Below are 17,871 nucleotides of genomic sequence, written 5' to 3'. Positions count from 1 at the left end.
TCTAAGAGAGCATCAATGAATAAAAATTCTCCTCTTTTTGGCCTTGCACTAACGGGATACCTTGGCCTACTTAATGCGGCTGACCCTGTATCCTGGAGCCTCAATCCGGCAACAGGTTTTACAGCGACGCAAGTAGGACAGCAGTCACAAGTTAGTTACACCTTAAGTAATAATTTACCCTTTGCCGTTACAATGCTTACAGACTATCGGTTTACAGGGAGTGGGTTTAGTACTTTTGACAGTTGCAAAAATAAAACCCTCCCACCTAAAGGACAATGCCAGGTTAATTTTTTATTTAAACCTCATTCCGGAGGGATTTCGACTGTACAATTAACCTATGGATACAATCGAAACCAAATTGCACTACCCAGTCTCCAGGCCGTTGCTATAGGTGCTCCTGCCAATGCGGTGGTGGGATCAATTTTTGGCCTTCCAGCCGTTATCACTTTAACCCCCCTGCAACAACCCGATTTCGTAGCGACTTATAGCAACAGCAGCGATATTCCTGTTACTGGCTATGTCGGTGATACAACAAGCTCCAACCTGTTTACCATATCTCCTTCCTCCAATGCCACGGTTAATATTCTTAGTAATACTTGTGGAACTTTTGCAGCCCCCATCACCTTACAACCGCATCAAGATTGCCAAATACAAGGTCAGCTTACTCCCCTGGCCACCGGCTCAATAACCCTCACCAGCCGATTCAATTTTGATAGCATCCACGTTAGCCCCATTTCAGCGAGCTCAACCATTACACAAGGCGGTGGAGGAAGTTGCTCTGTACACGGTCAAACCCAATTACCCTTACCTACTACGACTTACCAATATGCAGACAACCTGGTGAAATTTGTGTTTGAAAACGAGTGTACTGCCGCCTCCACGACATTAGGGCCGGTAGCAATTTCTGCAAATTTCACACCGAATACTGGTCAACAAGCCGTAATAACCGCTTCAGCACTCTATGATAATTGCTCAGGTAAAACACTGCCACCACAAGGTAATTGCTCAGTGCTTGTCTCTGTAAGCCCTCAAAATACAGCCACACAAATGACCGTGTCGGCCACAGTAACTGCCGGAGGAGTAACCAGCATTGCTTCAACTTCCGCTCCAGTAAATGCCAATAACCAGACGGCTAACCACACGGTGCATTTTATCAATCAATGTCCATTCAATGTATGGTATGGCATTGCCAATGGGACCGGCGTAAGTTCCCCAGACCCAACTCCCGGAAGCCAATCTCCGCAAGGAGCGCCTGCTTCATCTTATTTCCTTGCTGAACAGCAAAATGGGCAAGCACCTAGCAAAATTGACCTGTCAGCCTCTGTCTATGTGAATGGAGCTATTTGGGCGAGAACGGGTTGTGCTTCAAATGGCAGCAATTTCGCTTGCGAAACTGGAATGTGCAACACCCTTTCTCCCACCTCAGGTACCTGTGTACAATCAGGACAACCTTTGAATCAGCCTGTCCCTCCCTATACCAAATTTGAATTTACATTAGCCAGTACTCCAGGTGGAGATGGAGTCTATGATGTTTCCCTGGTCAATGGTTTTAATGTTCCCGTAGAAATAAAAGGACTTGGCCCCGTGACCAGTACTAATCCATTTCAATGCACGGGTTCAGGTGCTGTACTGCAACCGAACACACAACTTGGAGCTTGTAGTTGGTCATTTAATCCGGCGTTTTCTGGATTAAGCCGCTTTGACTTTGTATGGGTCAACCCAGGCCCAAGCACCAATTGTACATCCGATGCAGATTGCAGTGGCGGTGATGTATGCGGGATGGCTTTCAGTAGCTCACCTGCGAATGCACCCATTAATCGACGCTGTGGACGCTTTATAGGTTATTCTACCTTGGCCAACTATTATGGATACCCTGCTACAGGTCAATGGGGAAGCCCCTTGTTTAACTTATACAGCAAATATAATATTGGTACTCCCATGAGCAATATTTCAGCGCAAAACTACGGTACAGGGGCAATTTTTGGTAATTTGCTGGCTTGCGTACAGACCAGCAATAACTCAGCAAATACCTGCTACAATTCATCCTCTAACCTGCCAACTTGCTGTGGCTGCGTTGATTGGGAAAGCAGCGGGGTACCAACGGCCACTTCATCGTCCTGTTTGGGCATTAACCAGGATTGGACAGCTACTGCCGGAACAACCGCGACAGCAAAAAATGCCATTTTGTGGTTAAAAAATACTTGCCCTACAGCGTATTCCTACCAATTTGACGACCCTTCCAGTTCTTTCACCTGCAATCCGAGCCCTATCAGCAAAACGGATTATCAAGTGACATTTTGTCCTGGGGGTCAAAGCGGTTTACCAACCGGCGCCGTGGATGGCCGATGAAGGCTGGAGCTTGTGGATAATGGGAGAGTCATTATCCACGGCAGGCTTACATTCCACTGAAGTTAACGAGTTCCACCAATTGTTAATGCATCGATTTTAAGTGTAGGCTGGCCTACACCAACAGGGACAGATTGGCCATCTTTGCCACACACGCCAATACCATTGTCCAAAGCAAGGTCATTGCCAATCATGCTGATTTTTTTCATCACTTCAGGACCATTACCAATAAGGGTTGCTCCTTTTACTGGTTTAGTTATTTTACCGTCCTCAATGAGGTAAGCTTCGCTCGCTGAAAAGACAAACTGACCGGAAGTAATGTCTACCTGTCCACCACCAAAGTTAACTGCGTATAAGCCACGCTTCACGGTACGAATAATTTCTTCGGGACTGTATTGACCGGCAAGCATATAGGTATTCGTCATGCGTGGCATAGGGAGGTGGGCATAGGACTCACGACGACAATTGCCAGTAGCAGTCATCCCCATCAATTTAGCATTAAGCTTATCTTGCATGTAATTAACTAAAACTCCATCTTCAATCAGCGTTGTACATTGCGCAGGCGTCCCCTCATCATCAATGGTGATTGAACCACGTCTGTCTTTTAAAGTCCCATCATCAACAACTGTTACGCCTTTTGCCGCAACTTGCTGCCCTAGACGCCCCGAAAATGCGGATAAACCTTTGCGATTAAAATCCCCTTCCAGACCATGGCCAACTGCTTCATGCAACAATACACCAGGCCAGCCTGGACCTAACACCACCGGCATCGTACCAGCGGGAGCGTCTTCAGCTTCAAGATTGATTAATGCTTCTCTAACCGCTTCGCGGGCATAGCTTAAGGCTCTATCTTTTTCGGTGAAATAGGAGTAGGCAACGCGACCGCCTCCCCCTGAGCGTGCGGACTCACGACGACCATTTTTATCCTCCACGATCACACTGACATGGATGCTGACCAAAGGCCTGATGTCAGCTGTCATCTCACCATGCATGCCCGCCACCATAACCACTTCAAAGCAACCGCTTAATGACGCATTCACTTGAATGACCCGTGGATCTATACGCCTTGCTTCTCTATCAATCGCTTCAAGTAAAGCAATTTTCTCCTGTTTGCTCATTCCTTCAATTGGATTTAATGGAGCATAACGACTGATAGGTGAGCCAGGAATTTGGATCGCTTGAGCGGTTTTTTTTCCCGTAAAAGCGATGGAGCGAGCCGCATCAGCAGCCCTTTGCATGGCTGGTAATAAAATATCATCGCAATAGGCATAGCCGGTTTTGTCTCCACTAACGGCGCGAATACCCACTCCCCGATCAATTGAATAACTGCCACTTTTCACCTCAGAATCCTCGAGATACCAGGATTCATAGCTGCTGCTTTGAAAATAAAGATCAGCGTCATCAACGTGTTGAGTGATCATTGAGCGAATCAGCTTTTCAAGGGTGGATTCGTCCAAAGATGCGGGCTTTAATAGTAAATCTTTGGCGAGGGCTAATGCCTGAGTCATAATTTTACCTTTCTCTTTTAGTAGATAATACGTGATGTTCATTACAGGGAAATTGACGGCGTAAATGATTCAATCGGTGCAAATCAACTTCTGCTGTAATCATACCAACACCAGCTTCCTGGTGCGCTATAATTTTTCCCCAGGGATCAATAATCATGCTGTGACCATAAGTCTCGCGACCATTTTCATGCTTCCCCCCCTGTCCCGGAGCAATGATATAGCATAAATTTTCAATGGCTCGAGCCCTTAACAGCACTTCCCAGTGAGCAGCGCCCGTTATGGCAGTAAAGGCTGATGGTACCGCGAATATTTCAGCTCCCCTTAATACTAATTGTCGGTATAATTCTGGAAAACGCAAGTCGTAGCAAACACTCAATCCCATTTTACCAACTGGCGTGTCTACAACGACGATTTCATCTCCTCGTTCAACTGTGGCTGATTCCTGATGCGCTTCATGCTCAGAGACGCGTACGTCAAAGAGATGGATTTTATCATAACGAGCCGCACATAGGCCTTGATCATCAAAGACTAAACAACTTGAGCGCACATGGTTTTGTAAGCCTTTCAAAGGTATCGTTCCAGCTATAACCCATATTCCATATTTTTTTGCCCAACGGCTTATGTGACTCTGGATTTCTCCTGCCCCATAAGTTTCGGACTTAGCCAGTTTGTCTTTATCGTCTTTAGCCATTAAGGCAAAATTTTCTGGAAACGCGAGTAACTCAACATTCCCCTCTTTGGCTTGCGCGAAAAAAGTTTCTAACTGTTTTAAATTGTTAGTGACGGATGCAGAAGAGGTGAGTTGTACCGCAGCAACTTTGGGCATTAGTGAGTCCTTTAAAATGCATGGGAAAGATCGTTAATTATCAACGATTCACTTTATTGCTTTCAACTTTATTCTTGCCAAAAAGAAAATTGTTAAAAATTAATAAAGCTCATGAGAAGATTCTTGCTACTTTTTTTCTCTGCCTTTAGACTTGAAATGGGAAAAGCTCACCTATATATGTGCTAAACTAGCAATATAAACTTGGAGTTATTGCATGAACAAAAATGATGTGACTTTTTTAAGTCGACAAAACGAAGCGGTCCTTAGCACCAATAAGGTTTTGCGTAATACCTATTTACTTTTAGGTATGACTTTCTTATTTAGTGCCTTGACAGCCTATGCTGCATTTGCTTTGAACACTAAGCCAATGAATCCCCTTCTGATGATTGTGGGTGTTTATGGACTGATGTTCTTAACTCATGCCTTAAGAAATAGCGCTTTGGGTCTGCTTGCCGTGTTTGCCTTTACCGGTTTTCTGGGATATACCTTAGGCCCCATTCTTAACCTCTATGTGGCCAATTTTTCCAATGGTCATCAATTAATTGGCACGGCCCTTGGCGGAACAGGTATTATTTTCTTTGGTTTGTCTGGTTACGCTTTAACCACACGTAAGGATTTTAGCTATCTAGGCGGTTTCCTGTTTGTAGCGGTTATGGTGGCTTTCCTAGCCATGATTGCTGGGATCTTTTTCCAAATGCCTGCCCTACAATTGGTCATTTCAGCGGCTTTTGTACTCATCTCTTCTGGCTTAATTTTATTTCAAACCAGTGAGATTATTCACGGTGGAGAAACCAACTACATTTCAGCTACAGTTGGGCTTTTCGTGTCCATTTACAATTTATTTGTAAGTTTACTGAATTTATTAAGTGCCTTTTCAGGTCGCGATTAACCGTCTCCTCAACCTAGTCCCGGCATTAGCCGGGATTTTTTTATCCCTTATATTTCAGGCTTTAATCCATTTGAATCCAGTAAAGCCTGCTAGACAGCACTTTCATTCCCATCAGCTATTCGCTGAAATGTAACCTATTTGAACATCCAGCTCTTGAGTTCACAGAGATTGATCAGCTGCTTGCTTCGGCCTAATGCAACTAACAAAGCTGGTTAGATGAACCCAGGATTGCACATCATGCCGAGACCAGTGTGCTACAGATGATGGTTGTGGGCTTCACCATAATACGTTACTACAAAGAAGTGAGGCTCTGGCATGGCAAACCTAACTTCAATTAGAAAGAGAACTCATTGGGAATTTTGGAACTCATTCTTTTGATCGCCATCTTTTTTCCCGCCTGAAGAACTCTGAAAGGTATCCATGAATCACAGCTGGGTTCATAATTAATTGGAAAAATAAGAAATAAATAATAAAACCCAGCACATTCCTTCTTACCTGCAAAGCTTGAACATGAAACGATTTCCGTTGGCCAAGAAAAAAAATTAGATTGTTTAATAAACTGATAGGCAGAACACATAAAGTCATTGGACCTGCAACAAAATAATATCCAAAAAAGGCAAGGACAAGTCCAGGTATAAAGATGAAGAAAAAGACGCTATCGAATAAAACGACCCCCATATTCCAGTAAATGTAAAACATCGAAAGTCTTGGTGTGGTTAATATTTTAGGATGATGGCGAAAAGCCTCTATGAGACCTCTTGCCCACCGACTCCGTTGGAAAAAAAACTGCTTATAGGTTTCAGGCACGTAAGTAAAGCAAATGGCCTTTTCAGCAAAATCTACCCTGTAACCTTTAGACAGGATACCCCAGGTTAAAACAATATCCTCACCTACTGTATTCTGCCATCCCCCCATCTCAAGCAATACTTTCTTTAAATAAATAGAAAAAGCGCCTTGCGCAACAAGAGTTCCTTGAAAAAGGCTCTGTATACGTTTAATCACAGCGATGGCGTGAAAAAAATCCCACTCCAGGATACGCGTCATCAAAGTATTACGACTGTTTTTCACATAAATGGCCCCTGCAACTGCAACTGTTTCCGCATTCGAAGGTCCAGAGTATAATTTTTTAACTATTTCTTTGATGGCATCCTTTAAAATATAGGTATCAGCATCCAAGGTAACAATGAGGTCATGTTTTGCCCTTTTCAAACCTTGATTTAAAGCCGTGGCCTTTCCTCCATGCTTGCCCTTAATAATTTCCAAATTTTTTAGTTCTAAAGATTTGGCATTAACAATAGTATTATCAACAGAACCATCATCAATTAAAATAATTTGTAATTCACCTGGATAGTCCTGTTTCTGCACGGCCCTGAGAGTTTCAGCAATGCATCTTTCTTCATTGTAAGCCGCGATTAATACACTTACGCCGGGATAATTTTTAAGCTCTATAGAAGGTTTTCGTTTGTCTATTAAATAGCTTACAAGCATAAATGCGTACATAAATCCCGGAAATAAAGCAATGGAGAAAACAATAATATATGCAGGGACTATTGTGACATATACCGCTAAATCAAATATCCAGGGTATGGAAATCCAGAAACAAAAAGCCAGCCATATAAAAGACGTAAGGAATGCAAAAGCAAATTTAATTTTTACAGGGATGTACACTGTTACTCCTGTATTAGATAACCAATACCCTTCCTACAAGAACTAAGAAAAATAAAGCAAACGGCTACAGATTAGGATAGTAAAACAATTAAGCTCTTCATATATTAAACATCTTTTAGTATTGTAAATACAATTCATGATTAAATGTAAGTTTCAAATAGGAGTACATGGATTTGTGGAAGCGGCAAAAATATAGGGTTGTCCTTGCTTCTGTACTGTACCTGAGTACGATTTCTTATGCTGATACAGATACTCAATACTGGAACAATTTTTCAAAAGCTAAAAAGCTTATTGAGCAAAATAAAGTAATGGAAGCATTGCCGATACTCCAACACTTAGAACAAACACAACCGAATTATCTTGTTGAGATTAGTTTAGGTGATATCCATGCACAATTAGGTAATTCCGCTCAAGCCCTCAGCTATTTCGAGAGGGCCTTTCAAAATGCAAAAAACAATAATGAGACTATAGAGAGAGTCGCCTTATTCAAAATTGCGCGCACCCAAATCAATCTAAACAATTATCAGGAGGCAATAGATAGTTACCGCATTTTATTAACCATGAATTTATCCGATGAAGATAAAAAAATAGCGACGGTTGGCTTAGAAGAAGCCCAAAATAAACAGGCGCAGCTAATGGACAATTCAAGCCTGGAAATTTCGACAGGTGATGCAGCAGCCTTAAAAAACAATCCTGCCGAAGCATTAAATCACTACCAGGTGGCATATAACAAGGCCGTTGCAGCTAATAACCTCGTTAATCGTCGCGTGGCTTTATTTAAAATGGCTCGTACTCAGGCATGGCTCGAAAAATACCAGGATGTAATAAATACCTACCGGCTCTTATTAACCATGAATTTATCGGATGAAGATAAAAATATAGCGTTGTCCGGCTTAAAAAATGCAGAAGACAAGCAAAAGCAAGTACTGAATGACCCCGCATTGGAGGTGGCTAAAGGTGACGAGGCTGCATCAAAAAATGACCCTGCCAAGGCATTGGCTCATTACACAACCTCTTACATGAGGGCTGCAGACCAGGGTAACACTTTTATTCAAAGGGTCGCTTTATTTAAGATAGCTCGCACTCAAATATGGCTTGAAAAATATCAAGACGCTCAAGATTCCTATAAAAAATTACTGGCCATGGATTTGTCCTTCGAGGACAGGGCAAGGGCAGAAGTAGGATTAAAAGCAGCACAAGGACAAATCAAAGCGATGGATGCTGGCATTTCTTCAAAAGAAATTGCATTAGGCGATAAAGCTGCAAGTGAAGAAAAACCAGTAGAGGCTTTGGGGTATTACGAATTAGCTTATAAAAGGGCCCTGAGTAATCAAGATCCAGTAATGAGACGAATCTCTCTTTTTAAAATTGCCCGCATGCAATTATGGCTAAAGCAATATCAGAAAGCTTCCAACACCTACAAAAAATTAAACTCTATGGACCTATCTTCGGAAGATAAAAAGATTGTAAAAGAAGGTTTGAACAAGGCATTTGAACTTCAGTTGGGCGAGGACATAAACCAAGCTATTGTTTTTATTAATCAAAATAATGGACAAGCCGCTTTCAAGGTAATCAAATCTTATCTGGGAAAAGTAAAAAGCTTTAAGTTGTATCTGGTTGCAGCACAAAGTATGGCTATTAAAGAGAACCCACAAGAGTCTCTTAAATATTTTAACGAAGCATATCAGCTCAGTAGCAATAATAAAGAAAAACTACTTTCCCTTTTTGGTGTAATCAAAATGCAGCTATGGTTAAGGGAACCAAATTCTGCTGCAAAAACCTTATCCCTTCTCAAACAATACCATTTAGGTAAGCAAGAAAAACTGCAATTGCATGAACATGAACATCAATTAGCGCAATTAATTGCAAAGCTTCGGTTTGAGAGTACTGTTGCTCGCGCCCAACAATTCCTTAATATGAATGCCGGCAGACAAGCTTTTGAAGTTATTCGGGTTTACCTTGAGTCTGGAAAATTCGAAATTTACATGATTGCAAGTGAAAGTATGGCCATTTTGGGCAACCCAGAAAGAGCTTTGCATTTCTATAAATTAGCTTTCAAAGCAAGCACTAACCCTTCCCAGAAAAAGGCTGCCCTATTTGGTATTGCCAAAATGCAATTTTGGATGGCTTGGTATGTCAGAGCAAAGCAAACCTACCGATTATTATTGCAACACTACAAGTTATCTCCGAATGAGTATCAATTGGCCCTGGCCGGTCTGGTGAAGAGTTTCGCATACTATGATCGACCCCAATTAGCTTACAAAATGATTCCGGGTGGATTGATTTTAGAAAAACCAGAACTGGTAATCGCTGCGGCTCAAGCGTCGCTCTGGGCGGATTGGGCAGATATCACCAAAAATATTTTAGATACCTACCAGCCAATCACTTCTACAATTGAGCCAAACTCAGGGCTTGGGCGGGATTTAAGAGACTTGGAGTGGCAAACTAGATTAGCCACTTGGCCGAATGTTGTAACCCCTAGTCATTTTTTTTCCAGGGACTCAGAGACCTTCACAAAAAAAAGGGAGCTGTTAAATTACAAACGCTATTGGAATCAGCAAGCTGAGACCTTTGTGGAATTAGACTATCGCAAGTATTCCCAATATCAAACCTTTGGACTCAACGCCACAGGATTTAATGTAGGACAGATCCTACGCCCTACGCGCCATATTACTTTAAGGGGACAGATAGAACCGATAGAGTTTAATGATACCACCGCATTTCAACGCAATCACTGGACACCGCTTCTTTGGAGTGCAGACAGCAATTACAAACCCAATGATTTTGTATCTCTACAATTGCTTACACAAAAAGATGTTCTGGAAACATTCCCTGCATTCGCTAATGAAATCACCACCACTCAATACGCCACGTCATTATTGGTAAATCCTTTGCCTTATGTGAAACTGAATGGTTCATTATATAAATTAAATATGAGTGACACCAACTCCAGAAATGGCTACTTTACTTCTGCTTCGCTGTTAATTTTACCTGACTTAGGCTTAACCGCTACGGGCGTTTTAAGAGAGTATTCCAATAAATTCAGGTCGCCTAATTACTTCAGCCCACATCGCTATAAAGAACAAAAAGTCCTTTTGAAATTGGGTAGGCGTTTGGGAGCAACCTGGCATTATTACCTTGATGGAGGCTTGGGAAGACAATATATTACTCCTGAGCCCAATGATCAGACCGTATCAAGCCCAACCATTCAGTGGGGAATGGGAATTAATGGCCCTATCAGCAAATGCTTATTTTTTACAGCTTATTACGCCCACCTGCGACAAGCATCGGCATTTATAAACTCGCCTGATTACACTTATCAATATGGCGGTATCAGTTTGAATTTATTGATATAGGATATTTTCAATAAACAATATGAGCAATGCATGCAAAATAATGATGAATCTTATTGCAAAGAACAATATCAGCCTTGTATTCAGGGATGCAGCAATACTCGGGATAATTTCTTATCCCAGTTACAATGACCGGCTTTTAGGGGGATGAAATGATGAAAACATCACATGCTGTGGTTTTATTTTTCCTCAGTATCGGATTTAATCTGCAGGCCTTTGCAGCAATAAAAAATTCCATGAACTCTGTAACGCCCTCCCAATTGCAAGTCCTTGCAAATAATTGTCCTAAGGATTGCACATCGTGCTGGGACCAATGTACTAAAGATGATGATTGTGGCAGTGGTCATAAATGCATTTCTACAGCATGTGGCAATCGATGCGTTAAAGAAACTGCCGATTAGTTCACAGTATAATCTGGAAATTAAACTCCAGCCTTATAATACCAACGATAACAAATATTCCAGAAAGACCTTTGTTACTTTTGTATTCGCCAGTTATTACTATGAAGCCAATTGAAATCCACCCGCCGGTTAGTGTCGTCAACTGAAAAGCCTTAAGGCTAATCAAGTGCACGTAAATGATGGATAGGCAGGACAATCCAGGTGAGAACGACTTAGATCTTCATGGACTCCCATGCCAGAGCAATGAATTGCCTGCCTCTATCAGAGCATTTATGACGAATATTTTAAACCCATTCCTCTTTCTGAAGTAGGGCTATCACTGTCTTCACACGTATATGGCGAGGATTTCAAAGTAGGACTATTACCGTCTTCACCTGTATCAAAAAATCTTAGCCCCGCTCGTTTGGAGTGATAGGGTTTGAACGATTCTTCTGATGCTGGCAATGGCGAATTTTGCAATCCATCGCGAGTATGGCTTTGATTGCTTTTTTCTATCAACGGCTTTGCCATCTCTGAAGAATCTTCAGTCGATTTTTTTCTGTGAAAAACAGAAGGCCAGGTAAAAGCTATCGATACAAATACTAATATGACTGGGGACAAGATTGCCATGGTAATGGTCAATGCAAGTTTTGCCCCTATTGCCTCCCCCAGCGTCCCACCAACATGAATTCCGCTTCGGATCCCGCCAGCAACCGAATAAGCAAGAGAATCACCTATCAAAGCACATAATTTAAGGATATTGATGGCCCCATACTTTATCTTTTGTGCTCTTGTTTGGCAGTCTTTTGGAGGTTGATGTATGGATGCAAATTTTTCTTTTAAATCGACGTAAGTTTTCGGGTTAAAGACTTTATATACTTGTGAAAAAGTATTAACAACCATGGTTGTCGTAGTACATATCATAGAAATAACATGTGCCAAAAAGGTATCAGAATTCGCACCTAAAGCATTGAACAGCTTATTAACCCCTGATACAGAGGTGAACCAGGTTAGCGTCGCATAAACAGCTAAAAAGACAGTGCTTACTACTCCTAATAAGACACATCGCAAAAGACCATAGGGTTTTTTATAATCTTCAATGAAAAGACTTTTGAATTTTGCGTAATTTTCTCGTATCCCTACCGCTTGAAACGAATAAAAAGAAATGGCTGTAATCACAGATAACCCTATCGTGACTATCAACACCAGAGGGTTAGAGGCGAGCATACCAATTCCTAAGAAGGTGAGAAGCCCTACGAGACCCGAATATCCAGAAATGCCCGCAGAAATGCATGCCAACAAGGTCACAATACCAAAAAATAGTTTCTCCCCCCTATCAAGCACCGTTTTTGGTTGTATGTTTTCTTCAAGGGTTTTAAACGTTTTCTGTTTTTTGGGTTGAAAGCCAGCACTATCCAGCATGGCTTTCCCACGGCTTAATAAACAAACGATCCCGTTACACAAGGACAGTATGATCGCTAAGGCGAGACAAAATGCAAAAGGCGCTCCTAAAGTACTTAGTAAACCAAGGCAAAATACCATGCAAAGCGCCATGGAGGTGACGACTTTGCCAATGACTAAGGGCACGCCTTTTATCAGCCTATTTCTATTTTGGATGGGGGTTCTTGAAAATTCCTGACCATTACTGGAGCAGGTAGCGATTTGTAAAACCTCTTGCTTGGATAATCTTTTTCCTCCGGAGATGATCTCTCCCCACTTAAAGGTAAGGAAACTCCATACATAATGGGAAAACGGACGTTTTAGAAGATCGGTTATTCGAAGATCCCCATTTAGAATCGCCTGTTGGACTATTTGCGATTCAAATTCAGTAAATTGGTATTGGTTGAAAGAAGCAATAATCCAGTTTTTTTGGGTACGAAATTTTCTTCTTAAAACCATTAAGACATCACGGCGTTTATGAATATCAGTATCGATTTGATCTTGTTCTAACAAACTAACAATTTCTTTCATTACAACAAATCCCTTTTTAATACAAATTGTGTAGCTTATTTATAATTACAAAAGATTTCCATTTAAATTTTTAATAAATTTTCAATAGGCGTGATTCCGTTAAATTTTGAATAGAAAGATTTGACATACTCTGCGCGTTACATTCTAATCTTGTTTTTTTATCATGATGATGATGGACAATCATGGCATTTTTGAATTTTCTAAAACCTGCCCCCTATCTTAATGAAATTCAGGATAAAACCATTGTTAAGCGGCAATATCGTTATTGGCGTATCCGCACCTTTTATGCAATGTACATTGGGTATGCTTTGTTTTATTTCACGCGAAAAAGTTTTACCTTCGTGATGCCTGCACTGCAAAGCACCTTAGGGATGACTAAAACAGAACTGGGGATGATCGCCAGCATTTTGAGCTTAAGTTATGGCATTAGCAAATTTCTGAGTGGAATTCTTGGCGATAAGTCCAATCCCCGATATTTAATGGCCATTGGGCTTATTTTGACAGGTGTGGCTAATATTTTGTTTGGATTGTCTTCCACCTGGTGGCTATTTGCTATTTTTTGGGGCTTAAATGGCTGGTTTCAAGGCTGGGGATGGCCTGGGTGTACTAAATTATTAACGCATTGGTATTCTCAATCCGAACGGGGCCGCTGGTGGAGTATTTGGAATACATCCCATAACGTTGGTGGTGCATTAATTCCATTGATCGTTGCCATGTGCGCGCAGTATTTCGGCTGGCGTTCAGCCATGTTCGTACCTGGGATCATCTGCATTTTAGGCGGTATTTTTTTAATCAACCGCTTAAGAGATACACCACAGTCGCTTGGTTTACCTGCGATAGAGCAATATCGGGAAGATTTTTCCGGTGCAGCACATCACCACCAGGAAAAAACAGAGCTCTCAATCAAAGAAATTCTTTGGAATTATGTTTTAAGTAATCAATATATTTGGATCCTGTCTGTTTCTTATTTATTTATTTATATTGTCCGCACAGCCATTAATGATTGGAGCATGCTGTATCTAACCGAAGCGAAGGAATATTCCTTAATTACAGCAGGCAGTTGCGTCATATGGTTTGAAGTGGGTGGTTTTTTTGGGAATCTGGTTGCCGGCTGGTCTTCTGATAAAATATTTCAAGGTAAACGCAATCCCATCAACATTCTCTTTACTGCAGGTGTATTGGCCACTTTGTTACTGTTTACCTTGACTAAGGGATACACACCATTCCTCGATTCTTTATTTCTCTTTTTCTTTGGCTTTTTCATCTTTGGGCCACAAATGATGATTGGTATGGCGTGTGCGGAGTTAACACATAAAAAAGCAGCGGCAACCGCAACTGGCTTTGCTGGATTTTTTGCTTATTGCTTAGGTGCTGTTCTGGCTGGGGCTCCTTTAGGCGCAATAATCAAAAATTACGGCTGGGATAATTTCTTTCTCACCTTGTTCATTTGCTGTTTAATTCCACTGATTATGATGCTGCCACTCTGGCATGTGAAAGTCCATCCGAAGTATCGTAAATCAGAATTTTCAGGCAATTCTGAATTAGTTAGTGAAACTTAATATCTTAAGGTGGATGTAAATGGGCGATTTCTTAACAGCAGACATTGAAGAAATTGTTTTAAACCATTATTGCCTTAAGGTATCCGTCACAAAGCTACCTGGAGGTCATGATGTTAATTTCCATTTAACAGGTGATGATAAGAGACAGTTTCTCTTTAAAATCTCTCATCCAGACGAACCCAAATTAACTCTTGAGATGCAAAATACCGCACTCCTGCAGCTGAATTCTAATAGATACTTTAAAGTGCCAGAACCCCAGAAAACCACATCCGGTGATTTTATTCTTTTATTGAATTCGGATAACGCAGAATACCGTTACGCTAGATTGTTCACTTATATAGAAGATCAATTATTGGCTGAGGAACTCGGAGAATCTCTTGATTTGCTTTCCGACTTTGGAGAAAAGCTGGGCCAGCTAAGCTTAGCTCTCGATAAATTCCAGCATGCCTCAGCCAAACGTACATTTTCATGGGATTTATTACAAGCAAACCTAATCGGTGGGCACCTATCTAAGATTGGAAATGAAACGGATAAAACGCTTATAGAAAATGTATATAATCACTTTATAGATGCAGTGCAACCCAAATTAGCAAAGTTACGCTCAAGCATTATTCATAATGATGCAAACCCCTGGAATGTTCTGGTTTCACGCTCCTCAGGTCTGCCGCGAATTTCAGGATTTATCGATTTTGGGGATATGATTGAGAGTGCCACCATTTGCGAACTAGCCATTGCGGTCACCCACGCTGTCATGGGAAAAAAGGATCCCTTGCAGGCGGCTGCTGCTATTATTGAACATTATCATGCTATTTACCCGTTGCAAGAAGATGAAGTTGAAGTGTTATTTGATTTGATGCTTATTCGCTTATGTGTCACCGTGGTGCACTCGCTGGTTCGTAACCATGATGGTCACGACACTAATGATACGCTGTCAATGGTTGAAGAGCCTTCCTGGAAATTATTAAGAAAATTAAGTCAGATTGATGCATCAGATGCAACAAGAATGTTCAAAGAAGCATGCCAAATGGAAGAATATAGAAACCATTTTTCCTTTTAGTTAGCGACAATCGGTTTTATTGTTAACGAGAAACTCCTAGGCCTTACTGCAACCTCGTTTATCGAGGAAAATAAAGTACTATTCACCCTCTTATTATTTTTTCAATTTATTTGAACGAAGTTCTGCTTCTACGTCTGATAGTTTTGTTCTCGCCTGGTTTCAGCAAAAAATAAAGTATTATTAAGGGCCCAATGTATCTTGACAATAACAGTTATAACCACTTGCACCTGTCAGTGCAATGGAAATATTCGCTACAATTGGCTCTTCCATCTCGGTGTTTTTGCATTAATTGGGCTATTGAGGATTCCTGCGGAATAATTTTTACCAGTAAGTGTTAATGAAGGCATAACATCTAATAATACCTTAATCTATTTAGTCTATTATTATATTTTATTGGGATTTAGTGGTGAAACTATGCCTTTACCTTTTTTAAAACAAGGGCAGATAAAAATTGCTCCTTTTAAATATACAGATATTGAACCCTACGGTGCTTTTGCAAACACTACAGGCCCTGGTCATAAGCCTATCAGGCAAACGCTTATGGTGGATGGTGCCCAGCGAGTTTTTCAGTGGCCTTCGTCTGAACATGCTTTTCATGCGCAAAAAATTCTTTATTTAAAAAATAAACTGCACTCTTCCCATGCTGCGCAACCCTTGCTAACCGAGATGTTAAATCAAATTGAAGCACATCAAGGGGTCTATAAGCCCCGCGAACATTACGATGCAATGGTGAATACATTTCTTACACCTCTAAGTGATGCCGGGCTTCGTCAGCCGAACGGAGATAAACTCAACCATAAACATCAATTCGATGCGCTTTGCGATGCTGATTTTCATGTAATACATAACCCTACAGGTAAAAAAGCCACTATCAATTTTATGCGTACGGTGGTTGCACTTAAATTACGGCAACATGAGGATTTAAGAAGAACTGCCATGACTTGTGCTGAAGAAGGGATTTTTCCAGTAGAAATTAGCCAATGGGATGATAATTGGGGTGCAGGCGTCAATGGAACTGGCGAAAATATGTTGGGAATTATTATTTTGGAAGAGGCAAATCGCCTGTTACGTCTCCAAGGAAAAACCGTAGCTTTTGAAGATCCCTGGGAAGCTTATAAGAACTTAAGAGGGGCTGTAAACTTATCGCATGCTACGATGGAGCCTAAATTGAAACCCGGTAACGGTTGGGAGTTTCCCCATGGCTCAACTACGACGAATAACAGCTCGCTTCCTTCTCATCCACAGCGCCCCAATTTGATTGATAAAGGCATCAATCCGCGAACCAGAGATCATTACTATTTAGACAGCAATACAGGGGTGACCTTGGTAGTAAGACCCGATGGCGGCCATCATTTTAGTCAAAATAGGCGAACAATAAACGTTTCACCTGATTATGCAGACGCAATGACAAGGGAATTCAATACAATATACAAGGGAAACGGAACCTATCCCGTACAACGTCCTAATTTAATGGATAATGGAGTCAATTCTCGTAATCGTGATCATTACTATTTAGACAAAAATACCGGGGTGACCTTGGTTGTGAGGCCAGATGGCGGCCATCATTTTAGTCAAAATAGGCAAACAATAACTGTTCCACATGATTATGCAGAGGCAATGACCAGGGAATATAAAGCCACATTCAAGGCGGTCAATGTTTCAAGCCATCAAGCTACATCCGCAGTAAAAATCAACTATAAAGGGACCAATGGTACAGACCACTATTTTTTAGATGAAGTTACAGGGATTACTCTTGTCCAAAGACCGAATGGCATCCACTTTTCTCAAAACAAACAAAAGGTTGATGTTAATTCCTCTTACCAAAATCTAATGATTAAAAAAGTTACCGAATTAAAAAACGAGCTAAAAAATCTTTACCGACATAGTTCTTTAGATGGTAATAGCCGCAAACATGCTTCCCCTGTATCGCTTGATAATTTGGAGGTTAAAGGAGATTTCCATAAGGTTCATGACTTAAAAGCAAAATACAAAGGTGTCATGGGGGATGCCTTAAAGACAAGTATCCTGTTAGATTTTAAAACCCAATTAGAAAACTGCAATACTAGAGAGGATTTGGAAAAGAAAATCACTGAGATTGAGGCCAGTCCTGCTTATCATGTATTAAAAAAAGGGCAAGGCATTACAACACAACTTTTACGTCTAAAAACAAGCTCGATTGACGCTCTTGAAAAACTCATTAAAACTCGTCGTGACGAACTGCCCGATACAGGAACCAACTGCACTCCATAAGGATGAGTTTATATTAGGAGTTAACTGGAAGCATCCTTGACCTTCTTAAACATGCGAACTGAAC

Annotated in this window: 11 protein-coding genes; 7 read left to right on the top strand and 4 right to left on the bottom strand. The window is 41.1% G+C overall.

All coding sequences use genetic code 11. The features are described 5' to 3' along the window. Positions 1-15: 15 nt before the first annotated feature. Positions 16-2,349 carry a thaumatin family protein gene (locus tag EL203_RS04975; protein WP_058470225.1) on the top strand — a complete coding sequence of 778 codons (2,334 nt, stop codon included), beginning with the start codon at positions 16-18 and terminating at the stop codon, positions 2,347-2,349. Between the two features lie 62 nt (positions 2,350-2,411). On the opposite strand, the gene tldD is transcribed toward EL203_RS04975, so the two are convergent. Both tldD and EL203_RS04965 read right to left on the bottom strand, forming a co-directional pair. Beyond that, positions 2,412-3,854 carry a metalloprotease TldD gene (gene tldD, locus EL203_RS04970; RefSeq protein ID WP_058470226.1) on the bottom strand — a complete coding sequence of 481 codons (1,443 nt, stop codon included), beginning with the start codon at positions 3,852-3,854 and terminating at the stop codon, positions 2,412-2,414. Between the two features lie 4 nt (positions 3,855-3,858). Beyond that, positions 3,859-4,680: a carbon-nitrogen hydrolase family protein gene (locus EL203_RS04965; protein WP_058470227.1), complete on the bottom strand. Its 822-nt coding sequence runs from the start codon at positions 4,678-4,680 to the stop codon at positions 3,859-3,861. 214 nt (positions 4,681-4,894) lie between these two features. On the opposite strand from EL203_RS04965, the gene EL203_RS04960 reads away from it, so the two are divergent. After that, a complete protein-coding gene (locus tag EL203_RS04960; protein ID WP_058470228.1) occupies positions 4,895-5,569 on the top strand; it encodes a Bax inhibitor-1/YccA family protein in 675 nt (224 codons plus the stop codon). A 366-nt stretch (positions 5,570-5,935) separates the two neighbouring features. Here the strand turns inward: EL203_RS04960 and EL203_RS04955 are convergent, their stop codons facing one another. Continuing rightward, a complete protein-coding gene (locus tag EL203_RS04955; protein ID WP_058470229.1) occupies positions 5,936-7,237 on the bottom strand; it encodes a glycosyltransferase in 1,302 nt (433 codons plus the stop codon). Positions 7,238-7,404: 167 nt separating this feature from the next. On the opposite strand from EL203_RS04955, the gene EL203_RS04950 reads away from it, so the two are divergent. Both EL203_RS04950 and EL203_RS14565 read left to right on the top strand, forming a co-directional pair. Then, positions 7,405-10,593 carry a tetratricopeptide repeat protein gene (locus tag EL203_RS04950; RefSeq protein ID WP_058470230.1) on the top strand — a complete coding sequence of 1,063 codons (3,189 nt, stop codon included), beginning with the start codon at positions 7,405-7,407 and terminating at the stop codon, positions 10,591-10,593. 321 nt (positions 10,594-10,914) lie between these two features. Further along, a complete protein-coding gene (locus tag EL203_RS14565; RefSeq protein ID WP_058470231.1) occupies positions 10,915-11,106 on the top strand; it encodes a hypothetical protein in 192 nt (63 codons plus the stop codon). A 155-nt stretch (positions 11,107-11,261) separates the two neighbouring features. On the opposite strand, the gene EL203_RS04940 is transcribed toward EL203_RS14565, so the two are convergent. Beyond that, complete coding sequence (locus EL203_RS04940; RefSeq protein WP_058470232.1) at positions 11,262-12,941, bottom strand: hypothetical protein; 1,680 nt, start codon at positions 12,939-12,941, stop codon at positions 11,262-11,264. 182 nt (positions 12,942-13,123) lie between these two features. On the opposite strand from EL203_RS04940, the gene pgtP reads away from it, so the two are divergent. The 3 genes from pgtP to EL203_RS04925 all read left to right on the top strand — a co-directional run bounded on the left by pgtP (position 13,124) and on the right by EL203_RS04925 (position 17,807). Continuing rightward, positions 13,124-14,500, top strand: coding sequence for a phosphoglycerate transporter protein PgtP (gene pgtP / locus EL203_RS04935; RefSeq protein WP_058470233.1), 1,377 nt, complete (start codon positions 13,124-13,126; stop codon positions 14,498-14,500). A 19-nt stretch (positions 14,501-14,519) separates the two neighbouring features. Next, positions 14,520-15,557 carry a phosphotransferase gene (locus tag EL203_RS04930; RefSeq protein ID WP_058470234.1) on the top strand — a complete coding sequence of 346 codons (1,038 nt, stop codon included), beginning with the start codon at positions 14,520-14,522 and terminating at the stop codon, positions 15,555-15,557. Between the two features lie 414 nt (positions 15,558-15,971). Then, complete coding sequence (locus EL203_RS04925; protein ID WP_058470235.1) at positions 15,972-17,807, top strand: hypothetical protein; 1,836 nt, start codon at positions 15,972-15,974, stop codon at positions 17,805-17,807. Positions 17,808-17,871 lie beyond the last annotated feature (64 nt).

Origin of the sequence: Legionella jordanis (genome assembly GCF_900637635.1) — a bacterium.
In the GTDB taxonomy this organism is placed as follows: Bacteria; Pseudomonadota; Gammaproteobacteria; order Legionellales; family Legionellaceae; genus Tatlockia; species Tatlockia jordanis.
This window is presented reverse-complemented; position numbering and strand designations above follow the sequence as displayed.

Excerpts from the sequence above, each read along its gene's own strand:
- EL203_RS04975 (WP_058470225.1), top strand. The coding sequence starts at position 16 with ATGAATAAAAATTCTCCTCTTTTTGGCCTTGCACTAACGGGATACCTT.
- tldD (WP_058470226.1), bottom strand. The coding sequence starts at position 3,854 with ATGACTCAGGCATTAGCCCTCGCCAAAGATTTACTATTAAAGCCCGCA.
- EL203_RS04965 (WP_058470227.1), bottom strand. The coding sequence starts at position 4,680 with ATGCCCAAAGTTGCTGCGGTACAACTCACCTCTTCTGCATCCGTCACT.
- EL203_RS04960 (WP_058470228.1), top strand. The coding sequence starts at position 4,895 with ATGAACAAAAATGATGTGACTTTTTTAAGTCGACAAAACGAAGCGGTC.
- EL203_RS04950 (WP_058470230.1), top strand. The coding sequence starts at position 7,405 with ATGGATTTGTGGAAGCGGCAAAAATATAGGGTTGTCCTTGCTTCTGTA.
- EL203_RS14565 (WP_058470231.1), top strand. The coding sequence starts at position 10,915 with ATGATGATTGTGGCAGTGGTCATAAATGCATTTCTACAGCATGTGGCA.
- EL203_RS04940 (WP_058470232.1), bottom strand. The coding sequence starts at position 12,941 with ATGAAAGAAATTGTTAGTTTGTTAGAACAAGATCAAATCGATACTGAT.
- pgtP (WP_058470233.1), top strand. The coding sequence starts at position 13,124 with ATGGCATTTTTGAATTTTCTAAAACCTGCCCCCTATCTTAATGAAATT.
- EL203_RS04930 (WP_058470234.1), top strand. The coding sequence starts at position 14,520 with ATGGGCGATTTCTTAACAGCAGACATTGAAGAAATTGTTTTAAACCAT.
- EL203_RS04925 (WP_058470235.1), top strand. The coding sequence starts at position 15,972 with ATGCCTTTACCTTTTTTAAAACAAGGGCAGATAAAAATTGCTCCTTTT.